The following is a 15,227-nucleotide window of genomic DNA, read 5'->3' on the forward strand; positions in this document are numbered from 1 at the left end:
GAGCGACATGGGGAGTTCTGAAGCGACACTCTCGTCCGCCATCCGCACGGAGACGACGTTCACGGTCAACGGCCGGCGCGTGCAGATGGAACTCGACCCGCGCGAGTCGCTGCTCGACGTACTGCGGGAGCGGCTGGGTCTGACCGGGACCAAGAAGGGCTGTGACCACGGCCAGTGCGGTGCATGCACGGTCCATCTGGACGGGCGCAGGATCGTGTCCTGCCTGACGCCGGCCGTCCAGGTGAACGGTCAGGCCGTGACCACGATCGAAGGGGTGGCGGCCCCTGACGGGACGCTCCACCCGCTCCAGGAGGCGTTCATCGACAACGACGCGCTGCAGTGCGGTTACTGCACGCCCGGCCAGGTGATGTCCGGGCTCGCCTGCATCGCCGAGGGCCACGCGGGGGACGACGATGAGATCCGTGAGTACCTCAGCGGCAACCTGTGCCGCTGCGGCGCGTACGCCGGGATCCTGGCCGCCGTCCGGGAGACGGCCCGCCGCACGGACTCGCGCGTGGGGGAGGGCTGACCGATGCGACCCTTCAGCTACACGGCGCCCGCCACCGTCGCCGAGGCCGTCGACGTCCTCGCCGCGTCCGGCCCCGGCACGAAGATCCTCGCCGGCGGCACCACGCTGTACGACCTGATGAAGCTCGACATCGAGGCGCCTACGGCGGTCGTCGACGTCCACCGCCTCACCGAGCTCGCCGCCATCGACACGACCGGTCCCGGCGAGTTCTCCTTCGGCGCCGCCGCCCGGATGGCCGACGTGGCCGACGACCCGGTGCTGCGGCGCGACTTCCCGGCACTGGCCGAGTCGCTGGCCAAGGCCGCCTCCCAGCAACTGCGCAACATGGCCACGGTCGGGGGCAACCTGCTTCAGCGCACCCGTTGCGGCTACTTCCGCGGCGGGCCGGCGTTCCCGTGCAACAAGCGGGAGCCGGGGAGCGGATGCGCCGCCTTCGGCGGACTCGACCGTGGCCATGCCATCTTCGGCGGCAGTGACACCTGCGTCGCCACCTATCCGGGTGACTGGGCGGTCGCCCTGCGCGCGTTCGACGCCGTGGTCGACGTCATCGGTCCTCGTGGTGAGCGCACCGTGGCGATCGCGGACCTCCATGTGGAGCCGGGCGACACTCCGCAGCGGGAGCACACCCTCGCGGGGGACGAGCTCATCGTCCGGATCCGCGTTCCGGTCACGTCCGCCGGCCGTGGCTCCACGTATCACAAGATCCGCGACCGGGAGTCGTACGCCTTCGCGCTCGTGTCGGTCGCGGCCGGGGTGGCCTTCGACGATCAGGGTGCGGTCGAGGACTGCCGTATCGCACTGGGCGGGGTCGCCACCCTGCCGTGGCGGTGCCCGGCCGCCGAAATGGTCCTGACCGGCGAACGGCTGACCGAGGAGTCCGCCCTCCGGGCCGGTGAGGCGGCTTTCGCGGGCGCCCGCCCGGGAGCCCACAACGTTTTCAAGATCGAGCTTGGCGTCCGCACGGTGGCCGACGCGCTGCGGATCGCCGGAGAGCGAGCGGTCCGATGAACGCTCCCACTCGGCGGGTCGACGCCCACGACAAGGTCACCGGTACGGTCCGCTACGGGGCGGACTTGACGTCTCCGAACCTCGCGCACGCCGTGTTCGCCGTCTCCACCGTCGGCAAGGGCCGCGTCGTGAACATCGACACCGCCGCCGCCGAGGCCGTTCCCGGCGTGCTGATGGTTCTGACCCGCGTCGACGCGTCCGAACTGGGCTCGCCCGGCTTCGTCATGGGCGGCGGCTACGGCTTCCAGAGCCTGCAGCCGTTGCTCGACGACCGCATCGCCTATCGCGGGCAACCCATCGCCCTTGTGGTGGCGGACACGCTCATCGCCGCGACCGAGGCGGCGAACCTCGTCCGCGCTGACTACGAGGTCGAGCCGATCGCGGTGGGTCTCGACGCGGAAGCCGCCGAGACACTCGTCCAGCAGGAGGCCATCCCGCTGCCGTTCCTCGCCGACATCGTCATGGGCGACGCCGACGCCGCCTTCGCCGAGAGCCCGGTGCGGATCGAGGCGACCTACGACCTGCCTCAGCAGCACCAGGTGCCGATGGAGCTGATCGGCGGCGTGGTGGGCTGGCGCGGCGAGACGCTGGTGGTGCACGAGGGCACGCAGAACGCCGGCGCGCTGCGCGGTGGCCTGGCCCGGCAACTCGGCCTCGACCCCGCGAGGATCGAGATCATCTCTCCCTACACGGGAGGCGGGTTCGGCCAGAAGAACTCCCTCCAGCCCCACGTGGGGCCACTCGCCCTGGCCGCACGCCGGCTCGGCCGGCCGATCAAGTTCGTCATGCCCCGGACTCAGACGTTCCATCAGGCCAGCTTCCGGCCGGCGAGCCGCCATCGCGTACGGCTCGGCGCCGACGAGACGGGCCGGCTGCTGGCCGCCGTCCACGAGGTGGACCAGCAGACCTCCCGGCACGACCTGTTCCCCGCCATATACACCGAGATCACCAGTCGTCTCTACGGAATCGAACACTTCCGGGGCCGCCAGCGCCTGATCCGCACCGACGTGCAGACTCCCGGCTTCATGCGTGCTCCGTTCGAGCACCCCGCCGCGTTCGCGTTCGAGTCGGCCGTCGACGAGGTCGCCTACGCCCTGGGGCAGGACCCCGTGGCGCTGCGCCTGGCCAACGACGCCGACGTCGACCCGGTCACCGGCCAGCCCTTCTCGTCCCGGCATCTCGCCGAGTGCCTGCGGCGCGGGGCCGACATGTTCGGCTGGGCCGGCCGTACCCCCGAGCCCGGTTCGATGCGCGGGGCGGACGGAACGCAGGTCGGCTGGGGCGTCGCGTCCGGTGCCTACCCCGCTTCAGTCGCCCCGGCCGTCGCCCGGTTGTCCGCCGCCGCGGACGGAAAGGTCACCGTCGGGGTGGACGGCCACGAGATGGGCCAGGGCATCCGCACCGCGATCGTCCGGCTGGTCTCCGAAGACCTGTCCATCGCGGCCGAAGACGTGATCGTGTACGTCGGCGACACCAGGGTCGCGCCGCAACATCTCACCGCCGGCTCGTGGGGTACGGCCACGGCGCTGCAGGCCGTCCACGCCGCGCTGCGCGACCTGCGCAAGCGCCTCGACGTGGCGGACTCCGATCCCGTCGACGTGGAGGCGGCGGTCGCGGCGACCGGGCAGGCGGCGGTCGACGTGGAGGCGACCACCGTCGCACCAGGGCAGCCACCCGAGATCATCGAACAGTCGCGCGCGGGACTGGTCGCCTTCGCCGGCCCGGTCTACCCCGGCTTCACCGCCTTCAGTTTCATCGCGCACTTCGCCGAGGTGCGGATCGAGCCGACGACCCGGCGCATCCGGGTTCCGCGCGTGGTCAGCGTGGTCGACTGCGGCAGGGTCGCCAGTCCGGTGACCGCCGTGAGCCAGGTCCGCGGCGCCGTGGTGTGGGGAATCGGGGGGGCGTTGCGGGAACGGAGCGAGGTCGACCCCCGATACGGAGGGTTCGCCAACGCGACCATGGAGGAGTATCCGATTCCGGTCAACGCCGACATCGGCGAGGTCGAGGTCGGTTTCGTGGACGAGCCTGACCCGCTGCTGAATCCGGTCGGCGTCAAGGGCCTCGGCGAGGTGTCCATGGTGGGCGTGGCCGCGGCCATCGCGAACGCCGTCTTCCACGCCACAGGCCGGCGCCACCGACGGTTGCCGATCCGTATCGAAGACGTGCTCTGAGGTCCCGGGCCGAGCCACATCGATCACGGTCGTGGTAGGCATGGCACATGGCACCACCCGCCCCCCTGCGCGCCGATGACCCCCGGCGCCTCGGCGTTTATCGTCTGGCCGGGCGGGTCGGCCAGGGGGGACAGGGAGTGGTGTTCCTCGGCACCGCCCCCGGCGGCGCCCAGGTCGCGGTGAAGCGCATGCACCTGGAGTTGGACGGCGAGAAGGCCAGAAAACGGTTCATCGCCGAGGTGGAGGCGGTGCGGCGGGTCGCGCCCTTCTGCACGGCGCAGGTGCTCGACGCCGATCTCGACGAAGAGCGTCCCTACATCGTCAGCGAGTACATCGACGGGCCGTCCCTCCGCGAGGACATCGCGACCTCGGGTCCCCGCTCAGGAGGATCGCTCGATCGGGTCGCCGTGGGCACGGCCACCGCGCTCGCGGCGATACACGAGGCCGGCGTGGTCCACCGGGACTTCAAACCGGGCAACGTCCTGCTCGGCCCCGACGGGCCGCGCGTGATCGACTTCGGCATCTCCCGGTTCCTGGACAAGACGGAGACCGTGACGCTGACGCCCGTCGGCACGCCTGCGTACATCTCTCCCGAGCAGCTCAGAGGAGAAAGGGCGAGTCCCGCGGCCGACATGTTCGGCTGGGCGCTCACGGTCGCCTACACCGCGAGCGGGCGCCACGCATACAGCGGTGAATCCTTCGAGGCGATCCTCGGCCGCATCCTGTTCGGCACCGCCGACCTCGGACCTCTCTCCGGGCGGTTACGCGAGATCGTCGTCGCCTGCCTCGCGGCGGACCCGTCCGGCCGTCCGACGGCGGACGAGGTGCTGCGTCACCTCATCGGCCGCGGAGAGCTCGCCCTTCGGGACAAGACGCCCGGCGATGTGCTCGAGGCCGGAGCGATCCTGGCCGGCAGCACACGACCGAGCGGCGAGCCCTCAGCGGTGGCAGCCGTCTCCCCGGGCGAGTCCTCAGCGGTGGCGGCCGTCTCCCCGGACGCCGTCACCGATCCCCTGAACGCGGAGGACGGCGAGGCGGCGGCCCCGTCGGATCCGGAGAGGATCGAGCTCACCCGACCCGCCGTCGTCCCGCGATGGTTCCTGCGGAGGCCCGCCGTCGTGGCGGGGGTCGGCGTCCTGGTGGCAGGTGTCATCGGGGCGACCCTGTGGTGGGCGGACCACGGCCGGACGAGCCCCACCCCCTCCACGCCCGCCTCCGTCCCCGCCTACGTGTCCCCCTCCATCACCCCCTCCTCGCCGGGAGCGTTCTCGTACGAGGGCAGGTGGACAGGGAGCGCCGAGTACCCCTCGTCCGACCTGGTGTTCTCCGTGGAACTGCTCCTTGCCGAGGACACGGCCAAGGCAGGCTCCATGAGGTGGGGGGCCAACATTCAGTGCTCAGGACGGCTGAGCCGGGTGCGCGAGACGGCCACGACCGTGACCATGCGGCTCGGCCGGGTCAGCGGCCCCGCCGGGTGCTATCCGGGCACGGTCGAGCTCTCCCCGCAGGGCCTCGACAAGATGACCTTCCAGGTCACCCGCACGGGAGAGACGGAGCCCCGGTACTTCGGCATCGTGGTCCTGACGCCGTGACGCCCGGCGGGTCTGTGTGTTCGTGTCCACTCATCGCACAGGAGGCCGAGGCTCGTGGATGCGGCGGCAATGGGCTTCTTTTTCGTTTCTCATGGAATCTCGGACGGCTTCCGTGAGAAACGAAAAAGCCGAGACCGCACGACCGATCGGCTACGGACGCGGAACGGAGGACGGGCCGCCACGGAGCGGGGGATGATCAGGCGATGACGTCATGGCATCCGGCTCCCGGCGAGGACGCTTCCGTGGCGCTCGCGCTGATCAACTCCTGGTATTCCACCCCTGGCAGTGGGGCGTCCACCGGTCCCGTGAAGGTCTGGCATGCCGAGCGGGCAGGCGGTTTCGACGCGGTTCTCGCGCATATCGCCCGCGACGCCGTCGACGTCGTCACCGGACCGCGCGCGCCGACGATCCGCCGCTGCGAGTCGCCCGGTTGCGTACGGATCTTCCTGCGCCAGCACGCCCGGCGCATCTGGTGCTCCACGACCTGCGGGGACCGGGTGCGCGCCGAGCGGCACCACCGGCTCCACCAGGCCGGACGAGACGGCTGAGTTCGGCCCGCGGATATGCGCGTGGCCTCGACGACCCCGGCCCGGAGGTCGCGTCCTGCCTGGTCACGTGCTGTCAGGTCGTGTCGCGCGTGCGCGACCACGCCCGCAGTTCACGGACGGCCCTTCAAAAGGGAACGCCAGGTGAGAACTTCGTGAACAAGGTGGCTTATGTCAGCTACTAGGGCTTCTACGGTTGATCGCGTGACTAGTCTATTTTTGCCCTTTTCAGGTCCTCCGTAAGGGGAGATCAGTGCACGTCAGGCGGGTGAGCGCGGTGATCGCATCGTCGCTCCTCTTCGTGGCCGGATGCTCGAATTCCGGTGTCAATGCGGCGCCCGCTCAGTCGGCGGCCGATCCTCCCATCCAGCTATCGACCAGTCACTGCGGCGAGGGGTGGGCCCATCCCACCGCCGGCCCGCAGACACTGTCGATCACCAACACCGGCACCACGGCGGCGGACGCCGACGTGATCGCCGTGCCCGGCGGCGCTGTCTACGGCGAGCTCGAAGGGCTGGCGCCCGGTGTCACAAGGTCCCTGCCCATCACGCTCGGTCAGGGCACGTACGCCATCCGGTGCCAGCCCGAGGACGGCGACCCCATTGTCGGTCCCTCGGTCCACATCGCGGGATCCGCGAAGTCCGGTCCGGCCGCGGTCCCCGTCACCTACAACGACCTGTACGGCCCGACGCGCGAGTACCAGGACTACGTGGCCGGCGGAGTGAAGACGCTCCTGGCCAAGACGAAGACGCTGGTGGCGGCCGTCGATCGCAAGGACCTCAAGGCCGCCAAAAAGGCCTGGCTGCCCGCCCATCTGGCCTACGAGAAGCTGGGCGCGGCCTACGACACCTTCGGCGACTTCGGCGACGCGATCGACGGCCTTCCGCAGGGTCTGGCGAAGGGCGTGCACGATCCGGACTTCGCCGGTTTCCACCGCGTGGAGTACGGCCTGTGGCACGGCGAGTCCGCGGCCTCGCTGCGGTCGCCGGCCGATCGCCTGCTCAAGGACGTCAAGGGCCTGAAGGCCGACCTGCCCAACGAGGACATGGAGCCCGGCGACCTCCCGCTGCGCGCGCACGAGATCATGGAGAACACCCTCCAGTTCGAGCTCACCGAGAAGGCCGACCAGGGCAGCGGCACCTCGCTGGCCACGGCTTCGGCGAACCTCGATGGCACACGCCAGGCGGTCGAGGTCCTGCGGCCGCTGCTCAAGTCCCGCTACACCGGGCTGCCGCAGATGGACGCGGATCTGGACCGGGTCCAGAAGCTGCTCGACGCGCAGAAGCACGGCGACTCGTGGACGCCCGTCGCGGGTCTCGCCACGTCGGACCGCGAGTCCATCGACGGCGCGGTGGGCGAGCTGCTCGAACGCCTGGCCCCGATCGCCTCCATCTGCTACCCAAGGCGGACCTCATGAGCGGCTACGACCGCAGGATGTTCCTTCGCGGCGCCCTCGCGACCGGGATCGCCGGCTCCGTGGCCGGAGTGGCCGCGGGGAAGGCCCTCGCGGAGACCTCCACGACTCCCGAGGCCGGTGCGCCGCCGATCCCTCCCTTCCACGGCCCACACCAGGCGGGGATCCTGGCGCCCGCCCGGCGCAGGACGATCGTCGCTGCCTTCGACGTCATGGCGGACGGCCGCGACGAGCTCACGGACCTGTTGCACACACTGACCGATCGGGCGCGCGCCCTCACGTCGGGGGGAACACCTGAGCAGGTCGGTATCACCGCACCGCCGTCCGACTCCGGCATCCTCGGGCCGGACATCCCGGGTGGCGACCTGATGCTCACGGTGGGCGTCGGCGCCTCCCTGTTCGACGACCGGTACGGCCTGGCCTCGCGCAAGCCGTCCCGGCTGACGCGGATGCCGACGTTCCCCAACGACGATCTCGACCCCGCGTGGTGTCACGGCGACCTGAGCCTGCAGTTGGAGGCGGACGACGACGACACGCTGCTGCACGCGCTGCGCGACATCGCCAAGCACACGCGCGGCGGGATGCAGGTCCGCTGGCGCATGAACGGGTTCTCCAACCCGTCCAGACCGACCGGAACTCAGCGGAACCTTCTGGGCTTCAAGGACGGCATCGCCAACCCGGACGCCACGAAGGCCGCCGAGATGGACCGGCGCGTCTGGGCGAGCGGCAAAGCGCCCGAGCCGGCCTGGACGGCGGGCGGCAGCTACCTCGTCGTCCGGCTCATCCGGATGCTCGTGGAGTTCTGGGACCGCGTCGGGCTCGACGAGCAGGAGAAGATGTTCGGCCGCGCCAAGGACACCGGTGCCCCGCTGGACGGCGCTCACGAGCAGGACGCACCCCAGTACCAGAACGACCCCGAGGGCTTGGTCATCCCGCTCGACAGCCACATCCGGCGGGCGAACCCGCGTACGCCCCAGACGGACGACAGCCGGATCCTGCGGCGGGGCTTCAACTACGACCGGGGCATGGACTCCGTCGGCAACCTCGACGTCGGCCTGATCTTCACCTGCTATCAGCAGGATCTCCAGCGGCAGTTCGAGGCGACCCAGAAGCGGCTGGCGGACGAGCCGCTCGTCGACTACATCTCGCCGTTCGGCGGCGGGTATTTCTTCGCACTTCCGGGCGTACAGGATTCATTCAGGTCATTTGCAGGATTTGTGAAGGTTTGACCATTTTTATCCGCTGTTTAGGTGGATGTCACCTTTTTGGCTGATACTTGTCGATCGCCTCCGATGGGATTTCGTAGGCACCCTGGGGGCCGCGTGTCTCCGGTGCCATCCGAGCCGAAACCTGGTTCGGGCATCGTCAGTAGGAGGCATTGTGGGCATTCGCCCAGACAAGAAGACGGCACTGCGCTGGTCCGCGGTCGCGACCAGCGTGGTGGCCGCCGGGGTCCTGGTCGTCACGACCATGTCGCCCGGCTCCGCCGCCACCGGGACGGCGGCTCCCAAGACCAAGGGGACTCCGGTCGCCCTGTACAAGAACGACACGAAGACCACGACCCCCATCAAGCACGTCGTGGTGCTCTTCGACGAGAACGTGTCGTTCGACCACTACTTCGGCACGTACCCCAGCGCGGCGAACACCGACGGCACCACGTTCAAGGCCGCCAAGGGCACTCCGTCCGTCGACGGGCTGACCAACAAGCTGCTCACCAAGAACCCGAACCAGTACAACCCGAAGCGCCTGACGCACGAGCAGGCCCTCACCTGCAGCCAGGGCCACGCGTACGGTGCGGAGCAGCTTGCCTACAACGGCGGCAAGATGGACAAGTTCGTCGAGAACACCGAGCACAGCACGTGCGGTGGCAACAACATCTTCACCACGCCCGGCATTGTCATGGACTACTACGACGGCAACACCGTCACCGGTATGTGGAACTACGCCCAGTACTACGCGCTGAGCGACAACTCCTACAACACCAACTTCGGTCCGTCGACCCCCGGTGCGCTGAACCTCATCTCCGGCAACACGAGCGGCGTCTACCCCGTCGACCCGGTGACGCACACGGCGGTCAGCGACCCGAGCGTGGTGTCCTCGCCCAACGGCGTCGGCACCGGCACGGTCATCAACGACCCCGACCCCGCGTTCGACGACTGCTCGGACAACAACCACACCTCGAAGAACAACCTCGCGCAGGCCACCGGCCCCAACGTCGGTGACCTGATGAACCGGAACCACGTGACGTGGGGCTGGTTCCAGGGCGGCTTCAAGCCGACCGACGCGTCGGGCAACTACGTGGTGTGCGGTGCCACGCACCAGAACGTCGGCGGCAACTCGGTCGTGGACTACAGCCCGCACCACTCGCCGTTCCAGTACTACGCGTCGACGGCGAACCCGAAGCACCTGCCGCCGTCCTCGGTCGCGGCGATCGGGCACACCGACCAGGCGAACCACAACTACGACCTGACGGACTTCGATGCCGCCCTCGGCGCGGGCAACCTGCCGGCGGTCAGCTTCCTCAAGGCCAGTGCCTACCAGGACGGTCACCCGGGCAACTCCGACCCTCTGGACGAGCAGAACTTCGTGGTCAACACGATCAACAAGATCCAGAAGTCGAAGGACTGGGCGTCGACCGCGATCATCATCGCCTACGACGACTCGGACGGCTGGTACGACCACAAGGCCGCTCCGATCGTCAACGGCTCCGCCGACCCGGCGCAGGACAGCGCCGCGCTCTGCGGCAAGGCCAAGGTGGCCGGTGGCTACGACGACCGTTGTGGCTACGGCCCCCGGACGCCGCTGCTCGTGATCTCGCCTTACAGCAAGGTGAACCACGTCGACCACACCCTCACCGACCAGACCTCGGTCCTGAAGTTCATCGAGGACAACTGGAACCTCGGCCGGATCGGCGACTCCTCCTACGACTCGCGCGCGGGCTCGCTGAAGGGCATGTTCGACTTCGGCAAGCCGAAGGCGGACACCGTCATCCTCAACCCGACCACGGGCGCGGTGGCCTCGCTCACCCACCACAAGTGATCTCTTCCTGAAGAAGGTCACCTGAAGGAAGGGCCCGCACCTGTGCCGGTGCGGGCCCTTCTGTCGTGTCCGTCGTGTCTGTCTCGCCCGTACTGGGCGAGTGTCATCGGCCGACGGCGAGCCTCATCCGTCCACGGCGAGCAGGTTGAGCACGTCGAGCTTGCCGCGCCCGGCCTCCCAGGAGAGCAGCGGGGACGACGAGGTGGCTCTCCATGAGTACCCGACGGGACGCACTCCGACGATGGCCTTCTTCCCGGTGTTCAGGTCGTACACGACCGCTCCCGACATCTGGGCGAAGTGCGAACCGAGAGGCGGCAGCAAGTACGACGACGGCACCGGAATCCGGCTGAGCCCCGAGCCGTCGGGCCGCATGACGATGACCGCGTTACCCATCCGGCCGAGGCACCATTCGATCGAGCAGCCCAACCCCTTCACGCCGGCAGGGGGAATGATGGTCCTCGTCTCACCCGTCTCCAGGTTGACGAGCTTGCTCTGGTTGCGGTCCTGCACCTGGCCGATCCGGATGGGGGGCACGTCCACGGCCCACGGCCAGGACTGCAACCACAGGCCGTCGGTGCCCGCCAGCTTCTCCGGGGAGCCCCCGGTGATCGGCATGCGGTAGACCCCGCCGGGCCGGATCGACCAGACGAAGGAGTCCGACGACACCCCGATCGCGCTGACACCGGACAGGTCGCCGGTCACCTCGCCGACCTTGATCGCCGCACCGCCCGCGCGCGGTGCGACCCAGAAGTCCGCCCACCCGCCCTTCCTGCCGTTGAGCATCGTGCCGTACCAGCCGATGTAGTCCGCACCCACCTCGAAGCGCCACTGGTGGTAATCCTTCTTGGAGGCGGGCATCCGCGTGATGACGCGGCTCTCGCCCGTCCCCGTGTCGTAGACGTCGAGCCGGTCGATCTTCGAGAACTTCGTTCTGGCGATCATGAGCAACTCCGTCGGGCTGAGAGCCGTGAGAGGGGAGTAGCCGGAACCGTCCGGCGCCTCCGCCGGAATCGTGAACACGGCATCCGGCCACACCGTGCGCGCCGGCAGGAACTTTCTGAGGTCCGGCCCTGCGGGCCCTGCGGAGGGCGGTGCGGAAGCGGGCGAGGCGGTCGTGGCGTGCGTGGTCGGGGCGGCCGTGGTTCCGGCGTCCGTCGAACCGCCCCCGCCCCCGCGGAGGACGGCCGATCCCCCGGCCACGACGATGACCACCACTGCGGAGGCCAGTGCGGCCTGGTGGCGACGGTGTGTCCGCCTTCTGCGCCGGACGCGCACGGCGTCGGCGATGTCGGCAGGATCCACAGCCCGCGCGGCGGCCTCCTGGAGGGCCGCTCTCAAGTCCTGTTCGGTTCTCACACTTCCTCCATCAGTGCCGCACGCCTGCCGACGCGCAGCTTGTCGAGGGCCCGCGAGGCCTGGCTCCGCACGGTTCCGGTCGAGACGCCGAGGATCGCGGCGATCTCCGCGTCCGGCAGGTCCTCGTAGTAGCGCAGGACCAGCACGGCCCGCTGCCGGGGCGGGAGGGTTGCGAGCTCGGCCCACAACGCGTCGTCCCCGTCGAGCCGCACGTCGGTGTAGCCGCGATCCGGTGCGTCCGCCATCAGACGCTCACGCCGACGGCGGCGCCACCAGCTGATGTGCTGCCGGGCCATGATCGTCCGGACGTAGCCTTCCGGGTCGTCCTTGCGGATCACCCGGTGCCAGGAGTCGCCCAGGCGAAGCAGCGCCTCCTGTACGAGGTCCGCCGCGTCGTCCACGTCGCCCGTCAGGACGAATCCGTATCGGAACAACGCATTGCCGCGTCCCCGGACGAAGTCGTCGAAGGTGTCGTCCATGACATCAGAGACGTCTCATCACCGGAGAACGTTGCACGCGGTCGCCGAATGGTGGGGTTTACCCCACCATGGATTCGGATGGTCGGCCCATGTCGCCGGGCGGACGCGATCTCTACCGTTGTCATCATGACCGCCACCGACCTGAGCACTCCTTGGGACAGGGTCCGCGTCCACTGGTCCGCACCGACCTGGCTTCGCACCGTCCACGTGGCTACGGGTCTTCCGATCGCGCTCGCCGCCGTCGGTGTGATCGGTGGGCTGGCCGTCGTGTCGGTGGTGTTCTCCTGGACCGTGGTGGCGCCGCTGGTCGGCCTGCCGCTGCTCTTCTGGTCGGTGACGGTCTTCACCCGGTTGCAGCGCAAACGCTTCGCGGCCTATCTGGGTGTGGAGATCGCCCCGGTGCCGCGCCCCGCCGCCGGCCGCGATCCGGTGCGGCGCCTGTTCCGCGACATGCGGTCGAGGAGTGTGTGGCGGCAGGTCGCCTACCACGTCATCGCGCCGATGATCAGCGTGGCCGGGTTCGTCGCGGTGATCGTGGCCTGGTCCGCGTGCCTGGTCGCGGCGGGGCTCGCCCTCCGTCTGTGGCTGGTGGGAAGCGGATGGACGGGGTCCCTGCTCGCCCTGCTCGCGTTCGCGGTGTTCGTGGTCGTCCCCTGGGTGGTGCAGGGTGTCACCTCGCTCGACGTCGTCGCGGCGGAGGCGCTGCTCGGGCCCAGCCTCAACGACCAGCTCGCCGAGCGGGTGGAGAGCCTCCGGGAGAGCCGTGCCGAGGTGGTCGAGGCGGCGGACGCCGAACGCCGCCGGATCGAGCGCGACCTGCACGACGGCACCCAGCAGCGGCTCCTCGGGCTGGCCATGAACCTGGGCATGGCCCGCGCCACCCTCACTGACCTGCCCGAACCGGTCAGGGAAGTGATCGCCCAGGCGCACGAGGACTCCAAGCTCGTCCTGAAGGAGTTGCGGGACGTCGTGCGTGGTCTCCACCCGGCCGTGCTCACCGAGGAGGGTCTCGACGCCGCGCTGTCCGGACTGGCCGCGCGGGCGTCCTTCCCCGTACGGCTCCACGTCGACGTGACGGAACGAGTCTCGCCTACGGTGGAGGCCGTGGCGTTCTTCGTCGTGTCCGAGGCCCTGACCAACATCTCCAAGCACGCTCAGGCGAACAGTGCGGAGATCGTCGTACGGCGTGCGGGCGACCGCCTTCACCTCACGGTCCTCGACGACGGCAGGGGAGGAGCCGCGCCGGACGCGGGAGGCGGCACGGGGCTGCGCGGCCTGGCGCAGAGAGTCGGCTCGGTCGACGGGGCGTTGCGCATCGACAGTCCGCCCGGCGGTCCGACCAGGATCGAGGCGGAGCTTCCGTGCGCGTAGTCCTGGCGGAGGACTCCGTACTGCTCCGGGAGGGGCTCATCCGATTGCTCGGCGCCGGAGGCATGGAGGTGGTGGCGGCGGTCGGCGACGCCGAGGGCCTGCTGCGCGCGGTCGACGGGCACGAGCCCGACTTGGTCGTCACCGACGTCCGCATGCCGCCGTCGCACACCGACGAGGGCCTGCGCGCGGCGCTCGTCCTGCGCCGCCAGCGGCCGGATCTCGCGATCGTCGTGTTGTCCCAATGGGTCGAGGAACGCTACGCGAGCCGGCTGTTGTCCACGGCGACGAGCGGCATCGGATACCTGCTCAAGGACCGGGTGGCCGACGTCACCGAGTTCTACGACGCGCTGCGCAGGGTGGCGGGCGGAGGCACCGCCCTCGACCCGGAGGTGGTCGCCCAGCTTCTCCTGCGCAGGAACAGCGACCCGCTGGAACGGCTGACGCCCCGCGAGCACGAGGTGCTGGCGCTGATCGCGGAGGGCAGGTCGAACGCCGGGATCGCCGAGGCCCTGGTCGTGTCGGAGAGTGCGGTCGGCAAACACATCAACAACATCTTCACCAAGCTCGACCTGCCCAGCGCCGACAAGGACCATCGCCGGGTCCTGGCCGTACTGCGATTCCTGAAGGTCTGAAAGGCGCGTGCAGATGCGAAGCAGTGTCAGAGCCGCCTGGATCGTCGTGGGCGGCGCGTTCACCGCCGTCGTCGTGGTCGCGATGGCCCTCGCGGTGCTGACCGACATCCGCGTCCAGCCCGACGGCGACCTCTTCCGCGCGTCCTCGGCGTACGGTCCCGTCGGCCCGACCACCGAGATCACCACGTACGCCTACGAGATCTCCACGCCGATGATCGTCGTCAGGACGATCGGGAACGTCGAGGTCAAACTGGTGCCGGGCACGCCCGGACGGCTGTCCATCAAGCGCACGCTCACCTGGCGCGAGACGGGGCGCCGTTTCGAGGAGTCCTGGCGGGACGGAAGCATGCTGGACGTCGGAACGAACTGTGAGACGGGATGCCGCGCCGAGTACGTCCTGGGCGTGCCGCCGGGCGTCGGGGTCATGGCGGGCGGTCCCTCGGGCCTGGTGCCGTGTCCCCGGCCGGTGAGTGCGGAGGTCGGCTGCTTCCCGCCCCCTCCCGAGCGGGTCCCCGCGCCTGCGCCCGGAACAGGCCGATGAAGTTGCCGCTACTTATATAAGTCAAGCGTGAATATCTGGGGCCGGATGGAGTGGCCCTCGGAGGGTAAGGGCGCGGTACGTGCCAGAGTGAGGAGGACGAACCGATGAGCGAATTCGAGCGGTCGCGCAGGATGCCGGCCTCCGCCGAGCAGGTGTTCGACCAGGCGTGCGACCTCGACCGGCTCGACGAGTGGCTGCCAGGCGACCTGCACGTCCACCCGGAGGAACTGCCCGCCGTGACCGTCCACGAGGACAGGACCGGACACGACGCCCGCGCGCTGCTCCGGGAGGACCGTGACCAGCTCCGGCTCGAGTGGGGCACCCGTGACGACGACCGGTACGCCGGATGGCTGCAGGTGGCCGGAATCGACGACCGGGGGAGCGAGGCGACGGTCCACCTGTCGTTCTTCGGCCGGGGGCACACGCCGCCCGCCGCTCTCGTGGAGAAGTCCCTCGACGAGAGCCTGGCGCGGCTGGAGGAGCAGGTGCGCGGGCGGACAGGCTGAGCGGGATCCGCCGCCGTCCGAGAACAGGCGGTGCTACCGTC

General features: G+C 69.7%; 14 protein-coding genes. 12 read left to right on the top strand and 2 right to left on the bottom strand.

Annotated elements, in window-relative coordinates; genetic code table 11:
• The first annotated feature begins 7 nt into the window (after positions 1 to 7).
• From Psi02_RS26500 to Psi02_RS26535, 8 genes are all read left to right on the top strand, one after another.
• A complete protein-coding gene (locus tag Psi02_RS26500) occupies positions 8 to 529 on the top strand; it encodes a (2Fe-2S)-binding protein (RefSeq protein ID WP_203978375.1) in 522 nt (173 codons plus the stop codon).
• A gap of 3 nt (positions 530 to 532) precedes the next feature.
• Positions 533 to 1,537 carry an FAD binding domain-containing protein gene (locus Psi02_RS26505; RefSeq protein ID WP_203978376.1) on the top strand — a complete coding sequence of 335 codons (1,005 nt, stop codon included), beginning with the start codon at positions 533 to 535 and terminating at the stop codon, positions 1,535 to 1,537.
• Entirely contained in the window at positions 1,534 to 3,711 is a 2,178-nt protein-coding gene (locus Psi02_RS26510) for a xanthine dehydrogenase family protein molybdopterin-binding subunit (protein ID WP_203978377.1), read from the top strand. Before Psi02_RS26505 ends, Psi02_RS26510 begins: the two co-directional genes overlap by 4 nt.
• 47 nt (positions 3,712 to 3,758) lie before the next feature.
• On the top strand, positions 3,759 to 5,303 hold the full coding sequence (locus tag Psi02_RS26515) for a serine/threonine-protein kinase (protein ID WP_203978378.1): 1,545 nt from the start codon (positions 3,759 to 3,761) through the stop codon (positions 5,301 to 5,303).
• Between the two features lie 203 nt (positions 5,304 to 5,506).
• Complete coding sequence (locus Psi02_RS26520) at positions 5,507 to 5,851, top strand: CGNR zinc finger domain-containing protein (RefSeq protein ID WP_203978379.1); 345 nt, start codon at positions 5,507 to 5,509, stop codon at positions 5,849 to 5,851.
• A 250-nt stretch (positions 5,852 to 6,101) separates the two neighbouring features.
• On the top strand, positions 6,102 to 7,265 hold the full coding sequence (locus tag Psi02_RS26525; protein WP_203978380.1) for an EfeM/EfeO family lipoprotein: 1,164 nt from the start codon (positions 6,102 to 6,104) through the stop codon (positions 7,263 to 7,265).
• Positions 7,262 to 8,491: an iron uptake transporter deferrochelatase/peroxidase subunit gene (gene efeB / locus Psi02_RS26530; protein WP_239095172.1), complete on the top strand. Its 1,230-nt coding sequence runs from the start codon at positions 7,262 to 7,264 to the stop codon at positions 8,489 to 8,491. The genes Psi02_RS26525 and efeB overlap by 4 nt, the downstream gene beginning before the upstream one ends.
• A 151-nt stretch (positions 8,492 to 8,642) precedes the next feature.
• Positions 8,643 to 10,301, top strand: a complete 1,659-nt coding sequence (locus Psi02_RS26535; RefSeq protein WP_203978381.1) for a phospholipase C — start codon at positions 8,643 to 8,645, stop codon at positions 10,299 to 10,301.
• A gap of 123 nt (positions 10,302 to 10,424) precedes the next feature.
• On the opposite strand, the gene Psi02_RS26540 is transcribed toward Psi02_RS26535, so the two are convergent.
• Both Psi02_RS26540 and Psi02_RS26545 read right to left on the bottom strand, forming a co-directional pair.
• A complete protein-coding gene (locus Psi02_RS26540; RefSeq protein WP_203978382.1) occupies positions 10,425 to 11,657 on the bottom strand; it encodes a hypothetical protein in 1,233 nt (410 codons plus the stop codon).
• Complete coding sequence (locus tag Psi02_RS26545; protein ID WP_203978383.1) at positions 11,654 to 12,136, bottom strand: SigE family RNA polymerase sigma factor; 483 nt, start codon at positions 12,134 to 12,136, stop codon at positions 11,654 to 11,656. Before Psi02_RS26545 ends, Psi02_RS26540 begins: the two co-directional genes overlap by 4 nt.
• A gap of 126 nt (positions 12,137 to 12,262) precedes the next feature.
• Between Psi02_RS26545 and Psi02_RS26550 the strand changes: the two genes are divergently transcribed.
• The 4 genes from Psi02_RS26550 to Psi02_RS26565 all read left to right on the top strand — a co-directional run bounded on the left by Psi02_RS26550 (position 12,263) and on the right by Psi02_RS26565 (position 15,186).
• Positions 12,263 to 13,507, top strand: a complete 1,245-nt coding sequence (locus tag Psi02_RS26550; protein WP_203978384.1) for a sensor histidine kinase — start codon at positions 12,263 to 12,265, stop codon at positions 13,505 to 13,507.
• Positions 13,498 to 14,139, top strand: coding sequence for a response regulator (locus tag Psi02_RS26555; protein WP_203978385.1), 642 nt, complete (start codon positions 13,498 to 13,500; stop codon positions 14,137 to 14,139). Before Psi02_RS26550 ends, Psi02_RS26555 begins: the two co-directional genes overlap by 10 nt.
• A gap of 13 nt (positions 14,140 to 14,152) precedes the next feature.
• On the top strand, positions 14,153 to 14,680 hold the full coding sequence (locus tag Psi02_RS26560) for a hypothetical protein (protein WP_203978386.1): 528 nt from the start codon (positions 14,153 to 14,155) through the stop codon (positions 14,678 to 14,680).
• A 104-nt stretch (positions 14,681 to 14,784) separates the two neighbouring features.
• The gene (locus Psi02_RS26565) at positions 14,785 to 15,186 is read left to right on the top strand and encodes an SRPBCC family protein (protein WP_203978387.1); all 402 of its coding nucleotides are present in this window, start codon (positions 14,785 to 14,787) and stop codon (positions 15,184 to 15,186) included.
• Positions 15,187 to 15,227: the final 41 nt, after the last annotated feature.

It is taken from the genome of Planotetraspora silvatica, from assembly GCF_016863315.1.
Lineage (GTDB): Bacteria > Actinomycetota > Actinomycetes > Streptosporangiales > Streptosporangiaceae > Planotetraspora > Planotetraspora silvatica.

Coding starts and splice junctions, on each gene's coding strand:
- Psi02_RS26545 (WP_203978383.1), bottom strand. CDS start 12,136: ATGGACGACACCTTCGACGACTTCGTCCGGGGACGCGGCAATGCGTTG.
- Psi02_RS26500 (WP_203978375.1), top strand. CDS start 8: ATGGGGAGTTCTGAAGCGACACTCTCGTCCGCCATCCGCACGGAGACG.
- Psi02_RS26505 (WP_203978376.1), top strand. CDS start 533: ATGCGACCCTTCAGCTACACGGCGCCCGCCACCGTCGCCGAGGCCGTC.
- efeB (WP_239095172.1), top strand. CDS start 7,262: ATGAGCGGCTACGACCGCAGGATGTTCCTTCGCGGCGCCCTCGCGACC.
- Psi02_RS26510 (WP_203978377.1), top strand. CDS start 1,534: ATGAACGCTCCCACTCGGCGGGTCGACGCCCACGACAAGGTCACCGGT.
- Psi02_RS26520 (WP_203978379.1), top strand. CDS start 5,507: ATGACGTCATGGCATCCGGCTCCCGGCGAGGACGCTTCCGTGGCGCTC.
- Psi02_RS26565 (WP_203978387.1), top strand. CDS start 14,785: ATGAGCGAATTCGAGCGGTCGCGCAGGATGCCGGCCTCCGCCGAGCAG.
- Psi02_RS26550 (WP_203978384.1), top strand. CDS start 12,263: ATGACCGCCACCGACCTGAGCACTCCTTGGGACAGGGTCCGCGTCCAC.
- Psi02_RS26515 (WP_203978378.1), top strand. CDS start 3,759: ATGGCACCACCCGCCCCCCTGCGCGCCGATGACCCCCGGCGCCTCGGC.
- Psi02_RS26560 (WP_203978386.1), top strand. CDS start 14,153: ATGCGAAGCAGTGTCAGAGCCGCCTGGATCGTCGTGGGCGGCGCGTTC.